This window comes from Cupriavidus sp. WS (assembly GCF_000395345.1).
GTDB lineage: Bacteria > Pseudomonadota > Gammaproteobacteria > Burkholderiales > Burkholderiaceae > Cupriavidus > Cupriavidus basilensis_B.
On record NZ_AQPL01000228.1, the window covers coordinates 1 to 23,920 of the forward strand.

Here is a 23,920-nt window from a genome sequence, read left to right on the forward strand (position 1 = left end):
CGGCTTCGCGCTCAGCGGTACGCCTGCCACGGCGTCAGCGCGCGCGACAGCCGCCGCATGGCGAGGTCGAACAGGTAGGCGATCAGGCCGATCAGCACGATGCCCATGACCACCACGTCGGTGCGCAGGAAGTTCGACGCATTGAGCACCAGCTGGCCGAGCCCGGCCGTGGCCGCCACCATCTCCGCCGCGACCAGCGTGGTCCAGCCGAAGCCGATGGCGATGCGCAGCCCGGTCAGGATGTCCGGCAGCGCCGACGGCAGGATGACGTGGCGCACGAGCTGCGCGCGCGTGGCGCCCATCGACAAGGCCGCATGCAGCTGCTCGGCCTGCACGCTGGCCACCCCGGCGCGCGTGGCCAGCGCGATCGGCGCGAAGCAGGCCAGATAGATCAGCAGCAGCTTGGCGGTCTCGTCGATGCCGAACCAGATCACGATCAGCGGCAGGTAGGCCAGCGGCGGCAGCGGGCGGTAGAACTCCAGCACCGGGTCGAGGATGCCGCGCGCCACGCGGCTGGTCCCCATCAGCAGCCCCACCGGCACCGCGCTCAGCGCCGCCAGCGCGAACGCGCCGAACACGCGCCACAGGCTCCAGCCGATGTGCTGCCACAGCGGCAGGCCGCCCTGCACGTTGCCGTCCCACGCCTGCACCGCGGCGCGCCAGACCGCCGCCGGCGGCGGCAGGAACAGCGGCGCGATCCAGCCCGCCGCGGTCACGCCCCACCAGCCGGCCAGCAGCGCCACGACCGTCGCCACGGTGATGGCCGCGGTCCCGCCGCTGCCCAGCCGCGGAAACGGCCGCGCCGCGGGCAGCGGCCCGGCTGATGCGGCTGAGGCAGCCGCCCCGGCCGGCACCTCGCCGGGCGCCGCCGCGATGGCGGGACGGATGACGTCGTCGGCCTGGCTCATGCGCCTTGTCCGTGAACGAGTTGCAGCAGGCGCTCGCGCCAGTCGATGAACTCGGGCGACGACTTCACCGCCCTGGCGTCGCCGCCGTCGATATAGCGCCGCAGGAACGGCACCTGGAAATCGTGGGTGATGCGGCCCGGCCCCGCCGACATGACGATCACGCGGGTGCCCAGGAACAGCGCTTCCTCCACGCTGTGCGTGATGAAGAAGACGGTCTTGCCGGTGGCCGCCCAGACCCGCGCCAGCACTTCCTGGACCGACTCGCGCGAGAGCGCGTCGAGCGCGCCCATCGGCTCGTCCATCAGGAGCACGCGCGGATCGTTGGCCAGCGCGCGCGCAATACCCACGCGCTGCTGCATGCCGCCGGACAACTGGTAGATTGGCGTGGCGCCGTGGCGCTCCAGGCCGACCAGCGCGAGCTTCTCCCGCGCCACCGCGAGGCGCGCGGCGCGCGGCACGCCGCGAAAGCGCAGGCCCAGCGCGACGTTGTCCTGCACGTTGAGCCACGGCATCAGCGCATGCTTCTGGAACACCACGCCCAGCCCGGGGCCGGGACCGGACACCGCCTCGCCGTCGAGCAGCACCTTGCCGGCGGACGGCCGGATGAATCCCGCGAGGCAGTTCAGCAAGGTGGTCTTGCCGCAGCCCGACGGCCCCAGCGCGACCACGAACTCGGCCGGCGCGATGGACAGGTCCACGCCGGCAAGCGCGAGCGGCGCCTGCGCGCCGGACGGCGCGAAGCGCACCGACAGGCGGCGCGCCTCGATCCGGCCGCCGGCCTTCGGGCTGCCGGCATGGCCGGGCGCGTGGCCGGGCATGTGACTTACTGCGCTGCCTTGCGTACCCATGTCGCGTTCACGCCGGACGCATAGTCAGGCAGCACGTTCTGGATGGTGCCCTGCTCTTTCAGAAAGGCCGCGGTGGCCGCCAGCGACCTGGCCGCGCCGCCGCCGAGCCAGGCCGCCGAGGCCTGCTGCTGCAAGGTCGGGAATTCGTACAGCGCGAGGCTGGCCGGCACCTCGGCCGGCTCGGCGCCGGACCATTTCGCCACCGCCTTGACCTGGGCCGAATCGGCGCTCCAGGCGGACTTGTTGTTGCGGTACGCCGCGTCGGTGTCGGCCAGGATCTTGACGAACTCCGTCAGGAAGGCGTCGTTGTCGCGCGCGAACGCCTTGCTCACCACGATGCCGTCGAACGTGGCCTTGCCGGTCTGCGCGGCGATCTTGCCCGAGGTGGTCAGCACCTGCCCGCTCTTCTTGGCCTTGGCGAGAACCGGGTCCCAGATGAAGGTGGCGTCGATGTCGCCGCGCTCCCACGCGGCGGCGATTTCCGGCGGACGCATGTTGACGATCCTGACGCCGCGCGGATCGACCTTGGCGGCCTCCAGCGCCAGCAGCGTGTGGAAGTGCGAGGTGGACACGAACGGCACCGCCAGGCGCTTGCCCTTGAGGTCCGCCAGCGACCTGACGTTGCTGCCGTTGCGCACCACCAGCGCCTCGGCATCGTTGATGTTGTCGAGGATCCAGAACAACTCGATGTCGAGGCCCTGCGACAGCCCCGAGGCGATCGGCGCCGAGCCGGCCTCGCCGATCTGCACCGAGCCCGAGGCCAGCGCGCGGATCACGTCGGCGCCGCTGGCCAGCTTGCGGAAGCTGACCTTGTAGCCCGTTTTCTTCTCGACCGCCTGCGCATCCTGCGCATGGCGCCAGGGCACGACCATGTCCTGGTAGGCGATCACCACCTCCCGGGATTGCGCCGCGGCGCCGCCCGCCAGCAGCAGCGTCGCGCAGACCATCATCGTGTTCAGAAAGCGCTTCATGTGTGTGTCGTCCCGGATCGAAAGGAACCAGTATAAGAAGCGGCATTTTTCGCCCGAACGAAGATTTCCTCCCATGCTTATCCACATTCGGCCCACGCCGCATATGCGGCCAATGCCCAAGCTATCTCGCAAATATTCTTACGCGCGGACGGCGGCGGCGCTCAAATGATGCCCTGCACATTCACCGCCTCAGGCATCCAACGGCATGGCTCTCGACATCTTCTGGTTCCTCCCCACTTCCGGCGACACGCGCTACCTGGGCAAGTCCGACTTCGGCCGCGCGCCGACCATCCCCTACCTGCGCCAGATCGCCGTCACCGCGGAGAACCTCGGTTACGACGGCCTGCTGATCCCGACCGGCGCCTCGTGCCTGGATCCGTGGGTGGTCGCCTCCAGCCTGGTGCCGGTCACGCAGCGCATCAAGCTGCTGGTGGCGCTGCGCACGTCGCTCGGCGGCCCGGGGCCGTCGGCGCGGCAGGCCGCCACGCTCGACCAGGCGCTGAACGGCCGGCTGCTGCTCAACGTGGTGCCGGGCGGCGACGCCACCGAGCTGGAGGCCGATGGCGTGTTCCTCGCGCACGACGAGCGCTACCAGGCCGCCGACGAGTACCTGCAGATCTGGACCCGCCTGCTGCGCGGGGAGACCGTCGATTTCGACGGCAAGCACTACAGCATCCGCAAGGGGCAGGTGTTCCACGCGCCGGTGCAGAAGCCCTATCCGCCGCTGTATTTCGGCGGCTCCTCCGACGCGGCGCACGACCTCGCCGCCAGACACGTGGATGCCTACCTGACCTGGGGCGAGCCGCCCGCGCAGGTGGCGCAGAAGATCGCCGACGTGCGCGCCCGCGCGGCCAAGCTGGGGCGCACGGTGCGCTTCGGCGTGCGCCTGCACGTGATCGTGCGCGAAACCGGCGAGGAAGCATGGGCGGCCGCCGAGCGGCTGATCAGCAAGCTGACCGACGACGACATCGCGCGCGCGCAGCAGAACTACGCGCGCATGGATTCCGTGGGGCAGCAGCGCATGGCCGCGCTGCACGGCGGGCGGCGCGACCGGCTGGAGATCGCCCCCAACCTGTGGGCCGGCGTGGGGCTGGTGCGCGGCGGCGCCGGCACGTCGCTGGTGGGCGACGCCGAGACCGTGGCCGCGCGGCTGGCCGAGTACGCGGCGCTGGGCGTGGACTCGTTCGTGCTGTCCGGCTATCCGCACCTGGAGGAAGCGATCCGCTTCGCCGAGCTGGTGTTCCCGCTGCTGGGCAAGGAGGCGGTGACGCTGCGCGACCAGGCGCAGACCGGCGGCGCATTCGACATTCGCGCCCGCTGAGGGCGGGCGCGAGAGTGAACATGAAGGCGAACGTAAGGCGAACGTAAAGGCGAACCGGGCCGGCGGCAATCCGCGCGAGGATCGCGGTGCCGGCCGGCCCGAAGGCGACGGCGCTTACTTGGCCGTCGGCATGGCGAACTCGGCGCCGCGAGTGGTGTCGTCCGGCCAGCGCTGCATGACGCTCTTCTGCTTCGTGTAGAAGCGCACGCCCTCTTCGCCATAGGCGTGCATGTCGCCGAACAGCGAGCGCTTCCAGCCGCCGAAGCCGTGCCATGCCATCGGCACCGGAATGGGCACGTTGATGCCGACCATGCCGACTTCGATGCGGCGGGCGAATTCGCGCGCGATCTGGCCGTCGCGGGTGTAGCAGGCCACGCCGTTGCCGAATTCGTGCTCGTTGACCAGCCTGACCGCGTGGGCGAAGTCGTCGGCGCGCACGCACGCCAGCACCGGGCCGAAGATCTCTTCCTTGTAGATGCGCATCTCCGGGGTCACGTTGTCGAACAGCGTGCCGCCCGTGAAGAAGCCCTGCTCGTGGCCCGGCACCTTGTAGTTGCGGCCATCCACGAGCAGCTTCGCGCCCTCTTCCACGCCGAGCGCGATGTAGCCTTCGATGCGTTCCAGCGCCTGCCGCGTGACGACCGGCCCCATTTCGGCATCGGGCTCCATGCCGTTGCGGATGACCAGTTCGCGCGCGCGCGCTTCCAGCTTGGGCATGATCTTGTCGGCGACGTCGCCGACCAGCACCGCCACCGAGATGGCCATGCAGCGCTCGCCGGCCGAGCCGTAGGCCGCGCCGATCAGGCCGTCCACGGCCTGGTCGATGTCGGCGTCGGGCATCACCACCATGTGGTTCTTGGCGCCGCCCAGCGCCTGCACGCGCTTGCCCAGCCTGGCGCCGGTTTCATAGATGTAGTTGGCGATCGGGGTCGAGCCGACGAAGCTGACGGCCTTGACGTCCGCGTGCTGCAGCAGCGCGTCGACCACGGTCTTGTCGCCCTGGACCACGTTGAACACGCCGTCGGGCAGACCCGCCTGCTTGAGCAGGCCGGCCATGAACAGCGACGCGGACGGATCGCGCTCGCTCGGCTTGAGGATGAACGCATTGCCGGCGGCAATGGCCACCGGGAACATCCAGCACGGCACCATGCAGGGGAAGTTGAACGGCGTGATGCCGGCGACCACGCCCAGCGGCTGGCGCAGCGTCCAGTTGTCCATGCCGGTGGAAACCTGGTCGGTGAAGTCGCCCTTGAGCAACTGCGGGATGCCGCAGGCGAACTCGATGATGTCGATGCCGCGGCTGACCTCGCCGGCCGCGTCGCTCAGCACCTTGCCGTGCTCGGCGGTGATGATCGCGGCCAGTTCGTCCTTGTGCCGGTTCATCAGCTCGAGGAACTTCAGCATGACGCGCGCGCGGCGGATCGGCGGCGTGTCGGCCCATGCCGGAAACGCGGCCTTCGCGCTCGCCACGGCCGCGTCCACGTCTTCCACCGAGCCCAGGCGGACCTGCCGCGCGACGGCGCCGGTGGCCGGATTGAACACGTCCTGGGTGCGCGTGCCGGTGCCGACGTACGGCTTGCCGGAAACGTGGTGGATGACTTCGGCGGAACTGGTGTAAGGCGCGGTCACGGGTATCTCCTGTCGATTGTGCGTCCATGCGGTCGACGCAGTATATGAATGGCGCGGGCACCCGGGTAGACGTCCTTTGCCAAACATATTGTTCAGGATTTTGACCTGCTACCATACCAGGCATGCGAATGATCGGCATCGCGGAGATGTAGTGCGCGGTAGTGCACGGTAGTGCGCGGCGGGAGGCGGCGACAAGAATGCGGCAAGGAAACGTGGAATATCTCTGGGAGCACCTGCACTGGCTCGTGGTGCTCGACCAGCAGGGCAGCTTCAGCAAGGCGGCCGCCCGGCTGGGGGTCAGCAAGGCGTCGATGAGCCAGCACATCGCCGACCTGGAGAAGGCGGCCGGCATCATGCTCGTGCAGCGCACGACGAGAAGCGCCACGCTCACGGCGGCGGGGCGCGAGCTGGTCGAGTCGACGCGCGGCGCGTTCGATCGGATTGCGACGAGCTTCGCCAATGTCCGCGATCTGGCCGGCGCCCCGCGCGGCCTGCTGCGCGTGACGGCGCCGGTGGCGTTTTCCCGCCAGCAGCTGGTCCCGACGTTGCCGGCCTTCCTGCGGCGCTACCCGGACATACAGATCGAGCTGGACATGTCCGACCGCATCCGCCCGCTGGCCCAGGAAGGCTTCGATCTGGCCGTGCGCCACACCGCCGCCCCGCCGGAGACGCACGTGGCGTGGGCCCTGGCGCCGACGCGGACGGTGCTCGCGGCCAGCCGCGCCTACCTGCGCGCGCGCGGCATGCCGGCCTCCCCGGCCGCGCTCGCCGGGCACGTCTGCCTGCACTACCCGCGCACGCATGGCACGCCCACGTGGACCTTCGTGTCGGCCGATGCCGGGCAGCCGGACCCCGTCACGGTGCCGGTCTCGGGCCAGCTGGCCGTCAACAACAGCGAGGCCTTGCGGGACGCCGCGATGTCGGGCCTCGGCATCGCCCTGCTGCCCGATTTCAGCGCCCAGTCCGCGCTGCAGAGCGGCCGGCTGGTCGAGGTCCTGCCCGGCTGGCGCTCCACCGGCGTCTTCGGCGAATGGCTGTACGCGATCCGGCCCTACTCGGCCCATGCGTCCAGGGTCTCGCAGGTATTCGTCGAGTACCTGCGCGAGGCCTACGCGCAGGGCTTCGCGCCGCGCCAGCCAAAACGCCTTCACCGGACTTGAGCGGCCCGGCGAAGGCGTGGGACCGGCCTGGCCGACACAGTGTCGGGCCGGACGGGATCAATAGATCGCCGGTTCTCCGGGCGAGCGTCCGAACGACGTTTCGAGGTAGTCGAAGTCGCAGCCCTTGTCCGCCTGCAGGATGTGCTGGGCGAACATCCAGCCGTATCCGCGCTCGAAATTCCGCTCCGGCGGCGTCCATTCCTTGCGCCGGCGCTCGAGTTCCCCGGGGCTGACCAGCAGCTCCAGCTTGCGCGCCATCACGTCGATCTCGACGAGGTCGCCGGTGCGGACCAGCGCAAGCGCGCCGCCGACGAAGGCTTCCGGCGAGACGTGCAGGATGCAGGCGCCATAGCTGGTGCCGCTCATCCTGGCGTCCGAGATCCGCAGCATGTCCCGCACGCCCTGCTTGACGAGCTTGCCCGGGATCGGGAGCATGCCCCACTCCGGCATGCCGGGGCCGCCCTGCGGGCCGGCATTGCGCAGCACCAGCACGTCGTCCGCGCTGACATCGAAATCGTCGCGGTCGATGACCTCCTTCAGCGAGGGGTAGTCGTCGAACACGATGGCCTTGCCGGTATGCTTCATCAGCCGCTGCTCCATCGCGCACGGCTTGATCACGCAGCCCTCGGTGGCGAGGTTGCCCTTCAGCACGGCCAGCGCGCCCTCGGGGTAGATCGGCTGGTCGATGTCCCGGATCACGTCGTCGTTGTGGCAGGCGGCATCGCGCACGTTCTCCGCGATGGTGCGGCCGTTGACGGTGAGCTCGCCGGGCGAGAGGAAGCCCAGCAGCTTGCGCATCAGCGCGGGCAGGCCGCCGGCGTAGTAGAAATCCTCCATCAGGTACTTGTCGCCGCTCGGCCGCACGTTGGCGATGACCGGCACCACCCGGCTCGCGCGGTCGAAGTCGTCCAGCGTCACGTCGTGGCCGGCGCGGCGCGCCATGGCGATCATGTGGATCACGGCATTGGTCGAGCACCCCATCGCCATCGCCACGGCGATGGCGTTGTCGAACGCGCCGCGGCTGAGGATGCGGCCCGGCACCAGGTCTTCCCACACCATCTCGACGATGCGGCGCCCGGAGGCCGCGCACATGCGCACGTGATTCGCGTCGGGCGCCGGGATCGACGACGCGCCCGGCAAGGTCATGCCCAGCGCTTCCGCCACGCCGGTCATGGTCGACGCGGTGCCCATCGTCATGCAGTGGCCGTGGCTGCGCGCGATGCCGCCCTCGATGTCCTGCCAGTCCTGGTCGTTGATGACGCCGGCGCGCCGCTCGTCCCAGAACTTCCAGGCATCCGAGCCCGAGCCCAGTATCTTGCCGTGCCAGTTCCCGCGCAGCATCGGGCCGGCGGGCACGTAGATCGCGGGCAGCCCCGCGCTGATGGCGCCGAGCAGCAGCCCCGGCGTGGTCTTGTCGCAACCGCCCATCAGCACCACGCCGTCGACCGGATGCGAGCGGATGAGCTCCTCCGCCTCCATCGCCAGCATGTTCCGGTACAGCATGGTGGTCGGCTTGACGAAGTTCTCCGACAGCGACAGCGCCGGCAGTTCCAGCGGGAAGCCGCCGGCCTGCAGCACGCCGCGCTTGACGTCCTCCACGCGCGTCTTGAAGTGGGCGTGGCACGGATTGATGTCCGACCACGTGTTGATGATGGCGATGACCGGCTTGCCCGCCCAGTCGGCCGGGGCATAGCCCATCTGCATGATGCGCGAGCGGTGGCCGAATCCTCGGAGGTTGTCCGGCGCGAACCACCGGGCGCTGCGCAGCTCTTCTGCTTTCTTCATGGTCACTGTGGAATCTGGGTCGGGTATGGGTTCGGACGCGCGTCGGATGCGCGTCTGACGCCGTGCTTGCGCTCGCTCAGTAGCCGCCGGGCGCGGGGGCGGCGCTCGCCTGGCCCGGGTTGCGAAAGCGCGCCGCGGCGGCGTCGAGCCCGTTTCTCAGCATGACGGTATCGAGCGCCACCGCGACGAACTGCGCGCCAAGCGCCAGGCATTCGCGCGCGCGCGCCTCGTCCACCATGAGGATGCCGGGCGCCTTGCCGCAGGCGCGGATCCGGCGGATGGCGCCGTCGATGGCGCCGCTGACGGCGGGATGGCCGGCGTTGCCCGGATAACCCAGGCTCGCGGACAGGTCGGCGGGACCGATGAAGATGCCGTCGATGCCGTCGACCGCGGCGATCGCCTCGATCTGGTCGAGCGCCTCGGCCGTCTCCACCTGCACCAGCACGCACAGTTCCTCGGCCGCGCGCACCACGTAGTCCGCCGTGCGGCCGAAGTTCGCCGCGCGCGTGGAGCCGCCCATGCCGCGGATGCCGGGAATGCCGGCGCTCGGGTAGCGCGTCGCCAGCACGGCGGCGCGCGCTTCCTCGGCATTCTGGACGAAGGGCAGCAGCAGGGTCTGCGCGCCGATGTCGAGGTAGCGCTTGATCAGGACGGAATCGTTCCACGCCGGCCGCACCACCGCATGCGCGGGCAGCATGCCCTCGGGCGGCTGCGCCGCGGCGGTGGCCTGCAACTGGCTCAGCATGAGCGGCACATCCGTGGGCGTGTGTTCCGTGTCCAGCAGCACCCAGTCATAACCGGCACCCGCGATGAGCTCGGACACGTATGGCGACGGAATGGTCGACCACACGCCGATCTGCGCGCGCCCGCTCTGCAGCGCGCGCTTGAATTGATTGATAGGCAGCATGTCTGTACTTAATTCGTCCGGATGTTGGCGCTCTTGACGACGGGTACCCAGCGGGCGACTTCGGCCGAGATGAAGCTCGCGGCCTGCTCCGGCGTGCCCGGCGTCGAGACGCTGTTGATCTTGGCGAGCTGGGCGACGACGTCCGGCTGCTTCAGGATTTCCTGGCAGGCCTTGTTCAGCCGCTGCACGATTTCCGGCGGCATCCCGGCGGGGCCCTCCAGGCTCGTCCAGGAGTAATTGACGATGCGCGGCTGGCCGGCCTCCGGCATGGTCGGCGTGTTCGGCAACGCCTCCAGCCGCTGCGAGCCGGCCACGGCCAGCGCCTTGAGCTTGCCGCCCTGCACGAACGTCACCGCCGACGTCGCCGGCACGAACAGCAGGTCCAGCTGCCCGCCGATCAGGTCCGTCATGGCGGGCACGTCGCCCTTGTAGGGCACCGAGTTCAGCGAGATCCCGACGGTCTGCTTGAACAGCTCCGTCGTCACGTGGCTGGAAGAGCCGATCCCGGTCAAGGCGACGTTCAGCGAATTCGGGTGCGCCTTGGCCAGCGCGATCAGCTCCGCCACGGTGTTGGCCTTGAGCTGGGGCGCCGCCACCAGCAGCATGGGCGCGCGGCTCAGCATCGCGATATGCGTGAAGTCCTTGCGCGCGTCGTAGCGCACGTTCGCGTTCACCAACTGGTTGATCGCATGCGTGCCGGGCCCGCCGATCACCAGCGTGTAGCCGTCCGGCGCAGCGCGGGCCACCATGTCCGAGCCGAGCGAACCGTTCACGCCCGGCCGGTTTTCCACCACGAACGCCTGGCCGAGCACACGGCCCAGCTGGTTGGCGATCAGCCGGCCGACCACGTCGGTCTGGCCGCCCGGCGGGAACGGCACCACCACCGATACCGGCCGGGAAGGATAGGTGTCCGCGAAGGCGCTGCCCAGCGGGGCGAGCAGGCCGGCCAGCAGACAGAACAGAACAGTGCGGCGATTGGCCGCGCGCGAGCGATGATCCATCGTTTGTCTCCTCTTATGATTGCGCAATCATATCCCCTGGAGCCGAGGAAGAATCAGGCGAAACAAGGGATGGCCGCTGATATTTTGTGTTGCCATCATGATTGCCGTAACATTGCAATCATTTGACGTCGACAAGGCACAGATGGCTTCCCGTCCCGCGAGCGTGGCGCCCACGCTGAAAGACCTCGCCCGCCTCGCGGGCGTGTCCCCCATGACCGCCTCGCGCGCGCTGCACCGCCCCGACCTCGTCGCCGAGGCGACGCGCCTGCGCGTGGAAGCCGCCGTCGAACAGACCGGCTACGTGCCCAACTCGCTTGCCGGCGGGCTGACCTCGCGGCAGACGCGCCTGGTGGCGGCCATCGTGCCGTCCATCGGCCACTCGCTGTTCTCCGACATGCTCGACGAACTCGTGGGCACGCTCGAAGCCGAGCGCTACGAGACCACGCTGGGCATTTCCCGCTACGACCCCGTGCGCGAGGAAAACTGGCTCGCGACCATGCTGAGCCGGCGCCCCGACGGCGTCGTGCTGACCGGCATCGAGCACACCGCGCGGACGAGGCGGCTCCTGCTCAACGCCGGCATCCCCATCGTCGAACTATGGGACTACACCCCGCACCCGCTCGACGTGGTGGTCGGGTTCTCGCAGGAAGACGCCGGCCGCGCGGCCTATCGCCACCTGACCGCCTGCGGCTACCGGCGCGCCGCGCTGCTGCGCTCCGACGACAGCCGGGCCGCGCGCCGGGCACTCGGCTTCAGGCGCGCCGCCCTCGAAGCCGGCGCCCCCGAACCTGTCGAGATCGTGTTCCCCGAATCCAACCCCCAGGCCGGCCGCGGCCGCGAAGTGCTGAAGGAACTGCTGCAGCGCGCCCCCGAGACCGACGCCGTCTTCTGCAGCTCCGACGCCCTGGCGCTGGGCGTGCTCGCGCACGCGCACGCCGTCGGCATCCGGGTCCCGGATCAGCTGGGCGTGATGGGCTTCGGCAACCAGGCCCTGGCGATCGACGCCGTCCCAGCGCTGTCGACGCTGTGGGTCGACGGCACGCGCATCGGCAACCGCGCCGCGCGCGCGCTGCTGGCGCGGATGCGGGGGGAGGAAGCGTCGCTGGCGGTGGATGTCGGGTTCGAGACGATTGCGCGGGAGAGTACGGACAAGACGCTGTCCTCATCCGCGTGACAGACGGCGCTCATTTCGGCGACTGCGCCTGTGCCGGTTCGCCCGGTTCGGCGGCGAGCTGGAAAGTCGAGAAGCCCGCATGGGAAGCCAGTTTCCTGGCGGCTTCCCATGCGGGCTTCTCGAGCTTCAATGTGCGAGCCGCGCAAGTTCCGATTCACTCGCGCAACACGCACCCACCCCTTACATATACTTGAACAGATTCATCCCCTGAATCTGCATGAACGACTGCTGCGCCGCCTGCAGCGCCGTCTGGCGCTGGTAATACTCGGTGATCGCCGAGTAGTAATCCAGGTCCTGCAGGCCAGACAGCGTCTGCTTGTAGTTCAGCGAGCGGTTGGAGCCGATGGTGTCGAGCGAGTCGAGTTCCTGCATGCGCGAGCCGACCGAGGACTGCACCGTGCTGACGTTGTCGAGCGAGTTGGCCATCTTGCGGTTGGTGGTGGCCAGCACGTTGCTCAGCGCGGCGCGGTCGGCGTCGGTGACGATGGGCTTGTTGAGCGCGGTGATGACGTCCTGCAGGTTGGCGAAGATGTCGGTGCCGGCCTGCTGCGCGGGCTGCAGGTTGACCACGTCGCCGTCCTTGGGCGCGCCCGTGACCGACAGGGACAGGCCGCCGACCTGGATGCCGGCGCCGTCGGTGTAGTCGACCGGGGTGCCGATGGCCACGGGCGCCGCGCCGCTGTTGTCCATCAACTGGTACTGCATCTTGCCGCTGACGGGGTCGGTGGCGAAGTTGATCGACAGCTTCTTGCCGTAGTCGGCGTTGGTCGGGTCGGTGACGGAGACCGCGCTGAACGTGGCCGTGCCGGTGTTGCCGGCGGGTGCGGAGGCCACGTAGGTCGCGGTGTTCTGCACGCTCATGAAGATGGAGTAGCCGTTGTCGTTGGTCGGCATCTGGCGCGCCACGTCGACCTGCAGCAGTTGCTGGCCGGTGTCGCCGCCGTACTGCACGGCGCCGCTGGCGTTCTTGGAGAACGGCGGCGTGGCGGACTGGTAGCCGGCGAACAGGAACTGGCCGTTGCCGTCGTCGGCGTTGGCCAGGCCCACCAGCTGGTTGTACGCATCCTGCAGCGACGATGCCATCGAGGCGCGGTCGGCGTCGCTCATGGTGCCGTTGCCGGCCTGCACCACCAGGGTCTGGATGTTCTGAATGACCGTGGTCACGCTGTTGAGGGAGTTCAGCTCCATCGACAGGTTGGTGTTGGCCTGCTTGCGCGAGGTGGCGTACTGGTTGTTGATGGCGCTGGACTGCGAGACGATCAGCGCGCGCGTGGCGCCGACCGGATCGTCCGACGGCGTGAGGATGCGGCTGCCGGTGCCGAGCTGCTGCTGCACATGCATCAGGGCGCTCTGCTGGCTGTTCATCGAGGCCAGGCCGAGCTGATAGAGCGTGGAGCTTGCGATGCGCATGTCTGTTCCTTTCTGTGTCCGGGTCGTCGGTGCGATTGGCGGGCGATCTCGATCGGGCGGGCGATCAGCGGCCGATACCGATGATGGTATCGAACAGGTTGGTGGCGGTCTGGATGACCTTGGCGTTGGCCTGGTAGAGCTGCTGGAAGCGCAGCATCGAGACCGTTTCCTCATCCATGTTCACGCCGGACACGCTCTGCTGCGCGTTGTTGACCTGGGTGGTCACGCTGTCCTGCGAGGTCGAGGCGATCTGCACCGACTTGGCGCGGCTGCCGACGTCGTTGACGAGCTGGGCGAAGGCGTCGTTGTAGCTGGACACGCCGCCGATGGTCTTGGTGCTCTGCAGCTTGGCCAGCGCCAGCGCGTTGCCGTTGTCGGACACGCCGCTGAGGTTGGGCGCCAGCGTGAAGGTGTCGCCGGCCTTGGGCGCGCCGTCGAAGCTGACGGTGATGCCGTTGAACGAGAACTCGGTGGCGGTGCCGTTGGTCGTCGGGCCGGTGGTCGGCGTGACCGGGTTGCCGGCGGCGTCGGTGAAGACGTAGCCGGTGCCGTTGTAGGTGGCCGTGATGGTGCTGGCCGGCAGGGCGAAGCCCTGGGCGACGCTGCCGACCTTGACGGTGCCGGTGCCGGTGTTGGTGGTGCCGTTGCTGGTGCGCAGCGGGCCCCCGGCGGCGATCTTGGCCGGGTCGGTGATGGCCATGTCCATGGCCGCGGCGGCGTTGCGGGTCGGCTGGATCTGGAACGAGTCGTTGGTGCCCATCGAGGTGGCGGCCGGGATGGTCACGTCCACGCCGTCGGCCGACAGCGTCAGCGGATAGGTGGCGGTGGCGCCGGCCTGGGTGGCCACGACCTTGCTGTCGGAGGCGCGCACCAGGTTGTAGTTGGTGCCGTCGAAGCGCAGCGTGTAGTCGCTGGTGGTGAGCTGGGACGTATCGCTGATCGCCGCCGTGATGCCCGAGGTGCCGGTGTTGGTGCTCTTGGCGATGACCCCGGGCGTGCCCAGCTTGAACAGGTCGCCGCCGATCTGGCCGGTCAGGTCCACGCCCAGCTTGTGCTGGTCGTTGAAGGTCTGCGCCAGCGTGACCGACAGGCGGCCGATGGCGTTCTGCGCCGGGTCCAGGGTCTCGCTGCGGAATTGCAGCAGGCCGCCGAGCGAGCCGCCCTTGAGCGCGCTTTCGTCCATCTGGTACACGTTGCCGTTGGACTGGGTGAACGCGACGGTGGTGCGCGAGGGGTCGTCCGACGACTGCACGGCCTTGAGGTCGTACGAGGTGGAGCCCATCACCAGCGGCTGGCCGTTGCCGACGTAGACGTTGAACACGCCGTCCTGCGGCACCACCTTGACGCCGACGATCTGGGTCAGTTGCTGGACCAGCTGGTCGCGCTGGTCCAGCAGGTCGTTGGGCGGCTGGCCGGCGCCAGCGGCGGTGGCCTGCGTGATCTGGGTGTTGAGCTTGGCGATCTGCTGCGAGTAGGCGTTGACCTGCGTCACCTGGCTCTGGATCTGGGTGTTGACGCCGTCGCGCAGCTGCTGGAAGTAGGCGTTGGAGGCGCGCATCTGGCCCACCAGCGACTGCCCGGCGTTGAGCATGTTCTGGCGCGCGGCGGGGTCGGCCGGCGTGTCGGACACGCCCTGCACGGCGGCGAAGAAGTTCTGCATCAGCGGCGCCAGGCCGCCCTTCTGGTCGGCCAGCAGGTTGTCGATCTGGCTGATCTGGTCGGAGTAGGTCGAGAGCTGGGCGCTCGAGCTCAGGGCGCCGCGCAGCTGGTTGGTCAGGAACTCGTCATAGACGCGCACCACCGAGGTGGTGTTGGAGCCCTGGCCGAAGAAGCCGGCGCTGGTGTACTGGCCGCCGGCCGAGGCGATGATGGTGTTCTGGCGCGTGTAGCCGGGCGTGGCGGCGTTGCTGAGGTTGTGGCCAACCGTGGTCAGCGCGTTCTGCGCCGTGTTCAGGCCCGAAAGTCCGATGTTGAAGAGAGACATGCTCTAGCTCCGCGTCTGGTGGCTGCCGCGCGCCTGACGGGACGATCCGCGCACCGTGGCCGCCAGGGCGCTTCGGTGCCGGTTCGCCGCTGCCTGGATCCACGGCGGTGAATGGTGTAGGTAACGGCAGAAGTACGAAAAGACTTTAGGGGCGGCGGCGGATTTTCCCGCCGGCGGACCGGCAGGCGGCCTCAGACCGGCACCTTGCGCATGATCCGCACTAGTTTCTCCCCGTAGGCGGGATCGGTGGCGTAGCCGGCCCGCTGCAGGCCGCGCGCGGCCTCGTCGGCGCTGCCCGCGGCCAGCACCTCGGCATAGCGCGGGTTGTTGCTCAGCAGGCGGCCGTAGTCGGCGAACGCTTCGTCGTAGGAGCCGTAGGCGCGGAAGCGCGCGCGCACCTTCTGCGGCTGGCCGTCGACGTATTCGGTGGTGGTGATCTCCGCGACCGGCCCCTTCCAGCCGGCGCCGGCCTTGACGCCGAACACGTTGAAGGTGGTGCTGCCGTCCGGGTGGGCGATCTCGCGCCGGCCCCAGCCGGATTCGAGCGCGGCCTGGCCGAGGATCAGCTTGGCGGGCACGCCGGTGGCGCGCGCGGCCGACATCGCCGGCCCCGCCATGCGCGAGACGAAGGCGCTGATGTGGGCCGGCGTGTCTTCCGGCAGCGCCGCGCCGTTGCCCTGCCAGGCGCCGGCGTCCTGGGCCTGGCCCTGGTACTGGCGCAGGCCGGCGGTGGGGTTCCAGTTCGCGCCGGGCACCACGCTGCCCAGGCGCGGCGTATTTCCGTCGCCGCCGCCGTCGCCGTTGCGCATGTCGAGCGCGCCGGCCAGGCCGGGCGCGGCGTCGTCCATGCCGGACTGCATCAGGGCCTGCTTCGCGGCCGAGGCCCCAGCGGTGCCGGCCAGCTCCGGCGGCACGGCGGCGCCGCTGGCGCGCGCGAGCTGGCGCACCATGACGTCGGCCAGGCCGATGCCGCGCGTGGACATCTGCTGCGAGAGCTGCTGGTCCATCATCGACATGTAGAGCTTGGTCTGCTCGTTGTCGAACAGGCCGTCCTGCGGCGTGGCGTCGCGCATGCTCTTGAGCACCATCTGCGTAAACACCGCCTCGAACTGGCGCGCCGCGGTGCGCAGCGTCTCGGGGGTGGCGCCGGTGCGGGCGCTTTGCTTGAGGCCTTCGAAGCCCTGGGTGTCCAGGGCGAAGCGCTGCGAGAGTTCGGCCTGCGCGGCCATGCGGCTGGCGGACATGTCAGATGATCTCGAGGTCGGCGCGCAGCGCGCCGGCGGCGCGCATGGCTTCCAGGATGGTCTGCAGGTCGGCCGGCGTGGCGCCCAGCGCGTTGAGGCCCTTGACCACCGCGGACAGCGAGGCGCCGGCCCGCACCATCTGCAGCGAACCGCCCTGCTGCTTCATGTCGATCTGCGAGACCGGCGCGACCACGGTCTGGCCGCCGCTGAACGGCGCCGGCTGGCTGATCACCGGCTGGGTGTTGATCACCACCGAGAGATTGCCGTGCGCGACGGCGCAGTCGTCCACGGTGACGGCCTGATTCATCACGATCGAGCCGGTGCGGGCGTTGAGGATGACCTTGGCCGCGGCCTTGGCGCGCGTGACCTCGATGTTCTCGATGCGGGCCATGAAGCCCACCCGCGCCGACGGCGCCTGCGGCGTGCGCACCTGCACCACGCGCCCGTCCAGCGCGCTGGCCACGCCGCCGCCCATGTTGCGGTTGATGGCGTCGACCACGCGCTCGGCGGTGCCGTAGTCGGTCTCGCGCAGCTCCAGGTTGAGCAGGCCGCCTTCGGGCTGGAAGGCCGGCACGGCGCGCTCGACGATGCCGCCGTTGGCGATGCGGCCCACCGCGAGCTGGTTGACCTGCACCCGGCTGCCGTTGGCCGACGCGCCCGCGCCGCCCACCAGCATGTTGCCCTGGGCGATGGCGTAGACTTGGCCGTCGGCGCCCTTGAGGGGCGTCATCAGCAGCGTGCCGCCGCGCAGGCTCTTGGCGTTGCCCATCGACGACACCACCACGTCGAGCTGGGTGCCGGGCTGCGCGAACGGCGGCAGCGTGGCGGTCACCATCACCGCGGCCACGTTCTTGAGCTGCATGTTCTTGCCGGCCGGCAGCGTGATGCCGAGCTGCGAGAGCATGTTGGTCAGGCTCTGCGTGGTGAACGGCGTCTGCGTGGTCTGGTCGCCGGTGTTGTCCAGGCCGACCACCAGGCCGTAGCCCACCAGCGGGTTGTCCCGCACGCCCTGGAAGGTGGCGAGGTTCTTGAGCCGCTCCGCCTGTGCCGCGCCTGCCAGCAGGCCCAGCGTCAGCGCGAGGACAAGAGCGCGGACGAAGCGGCGGCGCAAGACGGGGAACGAAGACGGGAACATGATGCGGTCAGCCATCAGTACGGTGAGACGTTGAGGAAGAAACGCTGTAGCCAGCCCATGTTCTGCGTTTCGTCGATGTAGCCCTTGGCGGTGTACTCGATGCGCGCGTCCGCCACCTGGGTGGACGGCACCGCGTTGTCGCCGGTGATCGTGCGCGGATTGACCACGCCGGAGAAGCGGATGAACTCCGCGCCCTGATTGATGGCCATCTGCTTCTCGCCGGACACCACCAGGTTGCCGTTGGGCAGCACTTCCAGCACGGTCACGGTGATGGTGCCGTTGAAGGTGTTGGCGGCGGTGGCGCCGCCGCTGGCCTTCAGGCCGTTGGCGCCGCTCATGCTGGCGTTCTGGCTGCTGCTGAACAGGCCGCCGAGCGCCTTGGGCACGGCGTCGAACGTCAGCGCGCTGTTGGAGGTGCGCGTGGCGTTGGTGCCCGAGTTCTTGCTGGCGTTGACGTTCTCGCTGATCACGATGGTGAGGATGTCGCCCACGTTGCGCGGCCGGCGATCCTCGAACAACGGATTGCCCGCATACGAGCCCTGGAAGATCGATCCGCTCGACGGCCCCACCGAGCGCGGTTCGGCGCGCGCGGTGGTGGGAAGCTGGACCAGCGGCTCGCGCGGCATCATCGCGCAGCCGGTCGCGAGGCAGCACAGGGCGAGCGCGCCCAGGCGGATCAGCGAGGCCATCATGTTCATCCGAGCTGGGTAAGGCGCTGCAGCATCTGGTCGGAGGTCTGCACCGCCTTGCTGTTGATCTCGTAGGCGCGCTGGGTCTGGATCATGCTGACCAGTTCCTCGACCACGTTCACGTTGGACGCTTCCACGTAGTTCTGCTGCAGCGTGCCGGCGCCGTTCAGGCCGGGCACGGTGGCATTGGGCGCGCCCGAGGCGTCGGTCTGCACGTACAGGTTCTCGCCCAGGCTTTCGAGGCCGGCCGGGTTGGGGAAGGTCGCGAGCTGGATCTGGCCGACCTGCACATTGGCGCTCGAGCCCGGCTGCGTGACCGAGACGGTGCCGTCGCGCCCCACGGTCAGCGAGGTGTAGTTGGGCGGCAGCGTGATGGCGGGCTGGATGACGAAGCCGCTGGAGGTCACGAGCTGGCCGTTCTGGTCGGTCTGGAACGAGCCGTCGCGCGTGTAGGCGGTGGTGCCGTCGGGCATCGTGACCTGGAAGAAGCCCTGGCCGATGATGGCCACGTCCTTGCTGTTGCCGGTCTGCTGCGGATTGCCCTGGGTGTGGATGCGCTCGGTGGCCACGGGGCGCACGCCGGTGCCCAGCTGCAGGCCCGAGGGCAGGTTGGTCTGGTCCGACGACAGCGCGCCCGGCTGGCGCACGGTCTGGTACATCAGTTCCTCGAACACCGCGCGGCTGCGCTTGAAGCCGTTGGTCGACACGTTGGCCAGGTTGTTCGAGATCACGTCCATCTGCGTCTGCTGCGCATCGAGGCCGGTCTTGGCAATCCAGAGTGAGCGGATCATGTTTGTCCTTGCATGGCCGCCGCTGGGCGCGGCGGCGCGTCAGATCGTGAAATCAGTTGGTCGAGAGCAGCTGGTTGGCGCGCTGGTCGTTGGTGTCCGCGCCCTGGATCATCTTCATCTGCATCTCGAAGCGGCGCGCGTTGGCGATCATGTCGACCATCGCTTCCACCGGGTTGACGTTGCTGCCTTCCAGCGCGCCGGTCAGCACGCGCACGTTGCCGTCCTGCTGCAGCGGCTGCGCGCCGGGGCGCAGGCGGAACAGGCCGTCGTCGCCGCGCGCGATCGAGTCCGGCGGCGGATTGACCAGCCGCAGCCGGCCGATCTGCGCCAGGCCCTGGGCGGTGTCGCCGGGGCCGCGCACGGTGATGGTGCCGTCGCTGCCGATCGTGACCTCGGCCGAGGGCGGCACCGCGATCGGGCCGCCGTCGCCCATCACCGGCAGGCCGGTGCTGGTCTGCAGCTGGCCGTCGGGCGACACCTGCAGCGAGCCCGCGCGGGTGTAGGCCTCGCTGCCGTCCGGCGCCTGCACGGTCAGCCAGCCGTTGCCCTGCAGCGCCACGTCCAGCGGACGCTCGGTGTAGGTCAGCGGGCCGGCCTTCATGTCGGCGCCCGGCGTCGAGGCCAGCGTGAACGCGCGGGTCGGCGAGGCGTTGCTCACCACCGGCACCGCGCGGAACATGTTGACCTGCGCGCGGAAGCCCGGCGTCGAGGCGTTGGCCAGGTTGTTGGACACCGCGGCCTGCTGGTCGAGCGTCTGCTTGGCCCCCGACAGGGCGGTGTAGATCATGCGGTCCATGGCGTTTCCTCAGCGCCGGCCTGCGCGGCCGGCGACATGCTCTGCTGCTCGGTTACAGGTTCACCAGGGTCTGCATGACCGTGTCCTGCGCCTTGATGGTCTGCGCGTTGGCCTGGTAGTTGCGCTGCGCCACGATCAGGTTCACGAGCTGGCCCGACAGGTCCACGTTGGAGTCTTCCACCGCGTTGGACTTGAGCGTGCCCGAGGCGCCGCCGGCGGCGGCGACCACGGCCGGGCCCGACGAGCCGGTTTCCGACCACACGTTGTTGCCTTCCGGCTTGAGGCCCTGCGTGTTGGCGAAGTTGGCCAGCACGACCTGGCCCAGGGCCTGGGTCTTCTGGTTCGAGTAGCTGCCGAGGATGGTGCCGTCCGGCTGCACGGCGAAGCCCAGCAGGCTGCCCGCGGCGTAGCCGTCCTGCACCGGCGGCTTGGTGTCGTTGTCGCCGGCGAACTGCGTGGTGCCGGTCAGGTTCATCGCCACCGTCATCGCGGCGGCGCCGTTGGAGGCGGGCAGCGCGATGTTGGTGGTGGCGCCGGCCGCCGGCACCACCAGGTTGCCGTTCGGGCCGAACTGCAGCGTGCTCGTGCTGACGATGTTGCCCGCCGCGTCGGTCAGGTTCATGGTCCAGTCGGTGCCGCCGGCATTCGGCGCGGGCAGCGCGCCTGCGCCCGGGGTGCCGGTCGAGAAGTAGGCGGTCAGCTGGCGGGCGTTGCCCAGCGAGTCATAGACCGTCACGCCGGTGCTGTAGTTGAACATGTCGCTGGTCGGCAGCGCCGCCGGCACCGGGGGCGGTCCCGGCAGCGGGCCGGTGCTGGCGAACGGCGTGACGGGAACCTTGCTGCCGGAGTCGAGGTTGAACGACATGGCCAGCGACGTGGTCGCGCGGGCGGCCATCGTGGTGTTCGGGATCACCAGCGGCTGCGGCTGCACCGCGCCGCCGCCGGTCGTGCCGGCCGGGTAGCCGGTCAGCGCCAGGCCTTGCGCGTTGGTGATGCTGCCGTCCGGCTGGCGCTGGAACTGGCCGTTGCGCGAGTAGAACACCGACCCCGTGGAGTCGGTCATGCGAAAGAAGCCGTTGCCGTTGGTGATGGCCACGTCGAGCGCGCTGCCGCTAGATTCGATATTGCCCTGGTTGAACGACTGCACCACCGAATTCACCGTCACGCCCAGGCCGATCTTGGTGCCGGCGTACACGTCGGCGAACTGCGCGGTCGACTGCTTGTAGCCGACCGTGTTGGCGTTGGCGATGTTGTTGCCGATGACGTCCAGGTTGGATGCGGCGGCGTTGATGCCGCTTACCCCTTGACCGAAACCCATGATGTTCCCCTAATGAACTGGTTAGCTGACGAATCGCAGATAAATCAAAGAATGCGGCGCACGTCGTCGACCGACGCCGTGCGGCCATTGCCGATGTCCACCAGCACGCCGGTGGAGTCACCGCTGATGCTGCCCACCTTGCCGTAGACCAGCGCGACCGGCGAGACGTCCTTGCCATCGGCGGTGGCCGCGACCTTGAAGGTGTAGTCGCCGTCCGGCACCGCCACGCCGGCATCGTTCTTGCCGTCCCAGGTGATGTCGTGCACGCCCGCGACCTGGCCCTTCATGTCGATGGTGCGCACGATGTTGCCGTCCTTGTCGAGCACGTTGACCGTGACCGCGTCGGCCGTGGCCGGCAGGTCCACGCCGATCTGCGTCGGCACGCCGCCCGCCACCGTGGCGGTGTTGCCCGGCACCATCACCGTGTGGCCGATCAGCGACGCCGAATCCATCGCGCGGCTGGCCGCGACCTGCGACAGCAGCGCCTGCAGCGTATTGTTCATGGTCTGCATGCCGCTCACCTGGCTGATCTGCGCGAGCTGCGAGGTGAGCTGCGAGTTGTCCATCGGGTTGAGCGGGTCCTGATTGTTCATCTGCGTGACCAGCATGGTCAGGAAGTTGTTCTGCAGGTCGGCGGCGCTGGCGCTGCTGCCTTGCAGGGCGTTGTTGATGCCCTGGGTGCTGGTGTCGACGGTGGTAGTCATTGCGGGTCCTGGTTTCTGGGCGTCACTGACCGAGGGTCAGCGTCTTGAGCATCATGGTCTTGGCGGTGTTCAGCACTTCGACGTTGGCCTGGTAGGAACGCGAGGCCGAGATCATGTTGACCATCTCCTCCACCGGGTTGACGTTGGGCATCGTGACGTAGCCGTCGGCATTGGCCAGCGGGTGCGTCGGGTTGTGAACCATGCGCGGCGGCGACGGGTCCTCCATCACGCCCTCGACCTGCACGCCGCCCACGTCGCTCTGGCCCGGGGTCGGCGCCAGGCCGAAGATGACCTGCTTGGCGCGGTAGGGCTGGCCGTTGGGGCTGACCGCGCTGTCCGCGTTGGCCAGGTTGGAGGCGGTCACGTTCATGCGCTGCGACTGCGCGGCCATCGCCGAGCCGGCGACGTCGAAGATGTTCATTGCTGGCATGGCGTGCTCACTGCTGGATGGCCGACAGCATGGTCTTGATCTTGGCGCTCATCACGGTGAGGCCGGACTCGAAGTGCACGGCGTTGTCGGCGAAGGCCACGCGCTCGGTGTCCATTTCGACGGTATTGCCGTCGATGCTCGACTGCAGCGGGATGCGGTACTGGAGGTCCATGTCGTCGGCCACCGGCGCCTGGCCGGGCAGGTGCCGCGCCGAGGTGGTGGACAGCGACACGCCCTCGGCGCGCTTGCCGCGCTCGACGGTCTGCGCCAGCGTGCTGGAAAAGTCGAAGTCGCGCGCCTTGTAGCCGGGCGTGTCGGCATGCGCGATATTGGAGGCAATCACCGATTGCCGCTGGGTCCGCAAGCTCAGCGCTTCCTGCTGGAAGCGCAGCGCCGCATCGAGTCTGTCAATCATGTCTGTGTCTCGCTGGAGGGAGAGAGCGACGAAGGTCGACCTTCTTCAGGTGTGCCATCTTAGGTTCGGCCCTGTCATCCCAATCGCGCGAATAGGGCAAAAAAACCCGCGTATTTCGCCACGAGCCCGAAGGCGCGGCTGCCTACAATGGGTCCTGTTCCGCGGCCCGGCCCGCGCGCCCGCCGCGCGCCGCCGGCCCGCAGCCTTGCCGGATGTACACATGAATCCTCGCTTTTGCGTCACTTTGTGCGCCACTTTGTGCGCCACTTTCCGCGCCGCCCTGCGCACCGCCACGCGCGCGCTGCCCTGCGCGCTGGCCGCCGCCGGCGCGCTGTGCGGCGGCGCGCTGGCGGCGCCGCCCTCGCCTTTCACCGAGGATCCGGTGCGCGCCGCCGTGGAACAGTTCCTCGAGCGCCAGACCGCCGGCCTGCCCGGCAAGGCCAGCATCCAGGTGGTGCCGCCGTCGGGCGGCCGCGCGCCGGACTGCCCGCTGCCCGAGCCCTTCCTGCCGCCGGGCGCGTCGCCCTGGGGCCGCATCTCGGTCGGCGTGCGCTGCGGCGGCGAGCGGCCCTGGACCCGCTACGTGCAGGCGCGCGTCTCGGTGGTGGCCGACTATTACGTGGCGGCCCGCAACCTCACGCCCGGCGAGCCGCTGGACCCGTCCGACCTGGAACTGCGCCAGGGCGACCTGTCCGGCCTGCCGCGCGCGGTGGTCACCGACCTCGCCCAGGTGGCGGGCGCGGTGGTCGCCAACCGCGTCGCGGCGGGCTCGCCGATGCGCATGGACCTGCTGAAGAAGGCCATTGCCGTGCGGCAGGGCCAGAACGTGACGGTGGTGGTGGAAGGCGAGTCGTTCCAGCTCAGCAGCGAAGGCAAGGTGATGGCCGACGCCGCCGCCGGCAACAACGTGCAGGTCCGGCTCAAGAACGGCCAGGTGGTCAACGCGCTGGTGCGCAACGGCGATACGGTGGTGCTGCAACAATAGCGACAATAAGACAATAGGCCCGCGCGCCGGCCCGGCGCCGCCGCCGTGCATGAGACAATGGCGCGCCGCGCTGCGCACGAAGTGCAGCCGGCATCCCAAGCCCGTGCCCGGACGGCCACGATCCGCCCCGGGCGGCCCTAAAGTTCTGCCGCCGCCGTCCGATAAGCCAGAGGAACCCAGCAAGGAACCACCGTGAAGATCAATCAGACCACCTCCTCGAGGCCGGCCGACGCCAGCGACGGCACGCCGCGCAGCGTGGCGGGCGCCGCCGCAGGCCCCGCCGCCGCCCCGGAAACCGCCGGCGTGCGCGTCAGC

Annotated in this window: 22 protein-coding genes; 4 read left to right on the top strand and 18 right to left on the bottom strand. The window is 69.3% G+C overall.

The genetic code is table 11. The features are described from left to right. Positions 1-11 precede the first annotated feature (11 nt). Genes K206_RS0118975 through tauA form a run of 3 tightly spaced genes read right to left on the bottom strand, consistent with a single transcriptional unit; the run spans position 12 to position 2,727 of the window. Complete coding sequence (locus tag K206_RS0118975) at positions 12-908, bottom strand: ABC transporter permease subunit (protein ID WP_020203970.1); 897 nt, start codon at positions 906-908, stop codon at positions 12-14. After that, positions 905-1,726 carry a taurine ABC transporter ATP-binding protein gene (locus K206_RS0118980; RefSeq protein ID WP_020203971.1) on the bottom strand — a complete coding sequence of 274 codons (822 nt, stop codon included), beginning with the start codon at positions 1,724-1,726 and terminating at the stop codon, positions 905-907. Before K206_RS0118980 ends, K206_RS0118975 begins: the two co-directional genes overlap by 4 nt. A 5-nt stretch (positions 1,727-1,731) precedes the next feature. Further along, positions 1,732-2,727: a taurine ABC transporter substrate-binding protein gene (gene tauA, locus K206_RS0118985; RefSeq protein WP_020203972.1), complete on the bottom strand. Its 996-nt coding sequence runs from the start codon at positions 2,725-2,727 to the stop codon at positions 1,732-1,734. Between the two features lie 205 nt (positions 2,728-2,932). Between tauA and ssuD the strand changes: the two genes are divergently transcribed. Beyond that, on the top strand, positions 2,933-4,048 hold the full coding sequence (gene ssuD / locus K206_RS0118990; protein ID WP_020203973.1) for an FMNH2-dependent alkanesulfonate monooxygenase: 1,116 nt from the start codon (positions 2,933-2,935) through the stop codon (positions 4,046-4,048). A gap of 114 nt (positions 4,049-4,162) precedes the next feature. On the opposite strand, the gene K206_RS0118995 is transcribed toward ssuD, so the two are convergent. Beyond that, a complete protein-coding gene (locus K206_RS0118995; protein ID WP_020203974.1) occupies positions 4,163-5,677 on the bottom strand; it encodes a CoA-acylating methylmalonate-semialdehyde dehydrogenase in 1,515 nt (504 codons plus the stop codon). 197 nt (positions 5,678-5,874) lie between these two features. On the opposite strand from K206_RS0118995, the gene K206_RS0119000 reads away from it, so the two are divergent. Beyond that, positions 5,875-6,837 carry a LysR family transcriptional regulator gene (locus K206_RS0119000; RefSeq protein ID WP_029043815.1) on the top strand — a complete coding sequence of 321 codons (963 nt, stop codon included), beginning with the start codon at positions 5,875-5,877 and terminating at the stop codon, positions 6,835-6,837. Positions 6,838-6,894: 57 nt separating this feature from the next. Here the strand turns inward: K206_RS0119000 and araD are convergent, their stop codons facing one another. The 3 genes from araD to K206_RS0119015 all read right to left on the bottom strand — a co-directional run bounded on the left by araD (position 6,895) and on the right by K206_RS0119015 (position 10,530). Then, complete coding sequence (gene araD, locus K206_RS0119005) at positions 6,895-8,622, bottom strand: L-arabinonate dehydratase (protein WP_020203976.1); 1,728 nt, start codon at positions 8,620-8,622, stop codon at positions 6,895-6,897. Between the two features lie 76 nt (positions 8,623-8,698). Continuing rightward, positions 8,699-9,529 carry an HpcH/HpaI aldolase/citrate lyase family protein gene (locus tag K206_RS0119010; RefSeq protein ID WP_020203977.1) on the bottom strand — a complete coding sequence of 277 codons (831 nt, stop codon included), beginning with the start codon at positions 9,527-9,529 and terminating at the stop codon, positions 8,699-8,701. Positions 9,530-9,537: 8 nt separating this feature from the next. Continuing rightward, positions 9,538-10,530 (bottom strand): tripartite tricarboxylate transporter substrate binding protein, encoded by a 993-nt coding sequence (locus K206_RS0119015; protein WP_020203978.1) that lies wholly within the window; start codon positions 10,528-10,530, stop codon positions 9,538-9,540. Positions 10,531-10,672: 142 nt separating this feature from the next. Here K206_RS0119015 and K206_RS0119020 point away from each other — a divergent pair, with 142 nt between their 5' ends. Beyond that, the gene (locus K206_RS0119020) at positions 10,673-11,704 is read left to right on the top strand and encodes a LacI family DNA-binding transcriptional regulator (RefSeq protein ID WP_029043816.1); all 1,032 of its coding nucleotides are present in this window, start codon (positions 10,673-10,675) and stop codon (positions 11,702-11,704) included. A gap of 180 nt (positions 11,705-11,884) precedes the next feature. Here K206_RS0119020 and flgL read toward each other — a convergent pair whose 3' ends face one another. The 11 genes from flgL to flgB form a co-directional block, all read right to left on the bottom strand. Continuing rightward, positions 11,885-13,114: a flagellar hook-associated protein FlgL gene (flgL, locus tag K206_RS0119025; RefSeq protein WP_020203980.1), complete on the bottom strand. Its 1,230-nt coding sequence runs from the start codon at positions 13,112-13,114 to the stop codon at positions 11,885-11,887. A 64-nt stretch (positions 13,115-13,178) separates the two neighbouring features. Beyond that, a complete protein-coding gene (gene flgK / locus K206_RS0119030; protein ID WP_020203981.1) occupies positions 13,179-15,098 on the bottom strand; it encodes a flagellar hook-associated protein FlgK in 1,920 nt (639 codons plus the stop codon). Between the two features lie 191 nt (positions 15,099-15,289). After that, positions 15,290-16,342 (bottom strand): flagellar assembly peptidoglycan hydrolase FlgJ, encoded by a 1,053-nt coding sequence (gene flgJ / locus K206_RS0119035; protein WP_020203982.1) that lies wholly within the window; start codon positions 16,340-16,342, stop codon positions 15,290-15,292. A gap of 1 nt (position 16,343) precedes the next feature. After that, positions 16,344-17,492, bottom strand: a complete 1,149-nt coding sequence (locus K206_RS0119040; RefSeq protein WP_020203983.1) for a flagellar basal body P-ring protein FlgI — start codon at positions 17,490-17,492, stop codon at positions 16,344-16,346. Continuing rightward, the gene (gene flgH / locus K206_RS0119045) at positions 17,492-18,175 is read right to left on the bottom strand and encodes a flagellar basal body L-ring protein FlgH (protein WP_020203984.1); all 684 of its coding nucleotides are present in this window, start codon (positions 18,173-18,175) and stop codon (positions 17,492-17,494) included. The genes K206_RS0119040 and flgH overlap by 1 nt, the downstream gene beginning before the upstream one ends. After that, a complete protein-coding gene (flgG, locus tag K206_RS0119050; RefSeq protein ID WP_020203985.1) occupies positions 18,172-18,957 on the bottom strand; it encodes a flagellar basal-body rod protein FlgG in 786 nt (261 codons plus the stop codon). The genes flgH and flgG overlap by 4 nt, the downstream gene beginning before the upstream one ends. Positions 18,958-19,009: 52 nt before the next feature. Then, positions 19,010-19,753 carry a flagellar basal-body rod protein FlgF gene (flgF, locus tag K206_RS0119055; protein ID WP_020203986.1) on the bottom strand — a complete coding sequence of 248 codons (744 nt, stop codon included), beginning with the start codon at positions 19,751-19,753 and terminating at the stop codon, positions 19,010-19,012. 52 nt (positions 19,754-19,805) lie between these two features. Continuing rightward, the gene (gene flgE, locus K206_RS0119060) at positions 19,806-21,071 is read right to left on the bottom strand and encodes a flagellar hook protein FlgE (RefSeq protein WP_020203987.1); all 1,266 of its coding nucleotides are present in this window, start codon (positions 21,069-21,071) and stop codon (positions 19,806-19,808) included. 44 nt (positions 21,072-21,115) lie between these two features. Further along, on the bottom strand, positions 21,116-21,775 hold the full coding sequence (flgD, locus tag K206_RS0119065) for a flagellar hook assembly protein FlgD (RefSeq protein ID WP_020203988.1): 660 nt from the start codon (positions 21,773-21,775) through the stop codon (positions 21,116-21,118). 22 nt (positions 21,776-21,797) lie between these two features. Further along, positions 21,798-22,205 (bottom strand): flagellar basal body rod protein FlgC, encoded by a 408-nt coding sequence (gene flgC / locus K206_RS0119070; protein WP_029043818.1) that lies wholly within the window; start codon positions 22,203-22,205, stop codon positions 21,798-21,800. Between the two features lie 7 nt (positions 22,206-22,212). Beyond that, entirely contained in the window at positions 22,213-22,620 is a 408-nt protein-coding gene (gene flgB, locus K206_RS0119075) for a flagellar basal body rod protein FlgB (RefSeq protein ID WP_020203990.1), read from the bottom strand. 220 nt (positions 22,621-22,840) lie between these two features. Here flgB and flgA point away from each other — a divergent pair, with 220 nt between their 5' ends. After that, a complete protein-coding gene (flgA, locus tag K206_RS0119080) occupies positions 22,841-23,605 on the top strand; it encodes a flagellar basal body P-ring formation chaperone FlgA (protein ID WP_081651446.1) in 765 nt (254 codons plus the stop codon). The last annotated feature ends 315 nt before the right edge of the window (positions 23,606-23,920 follow it).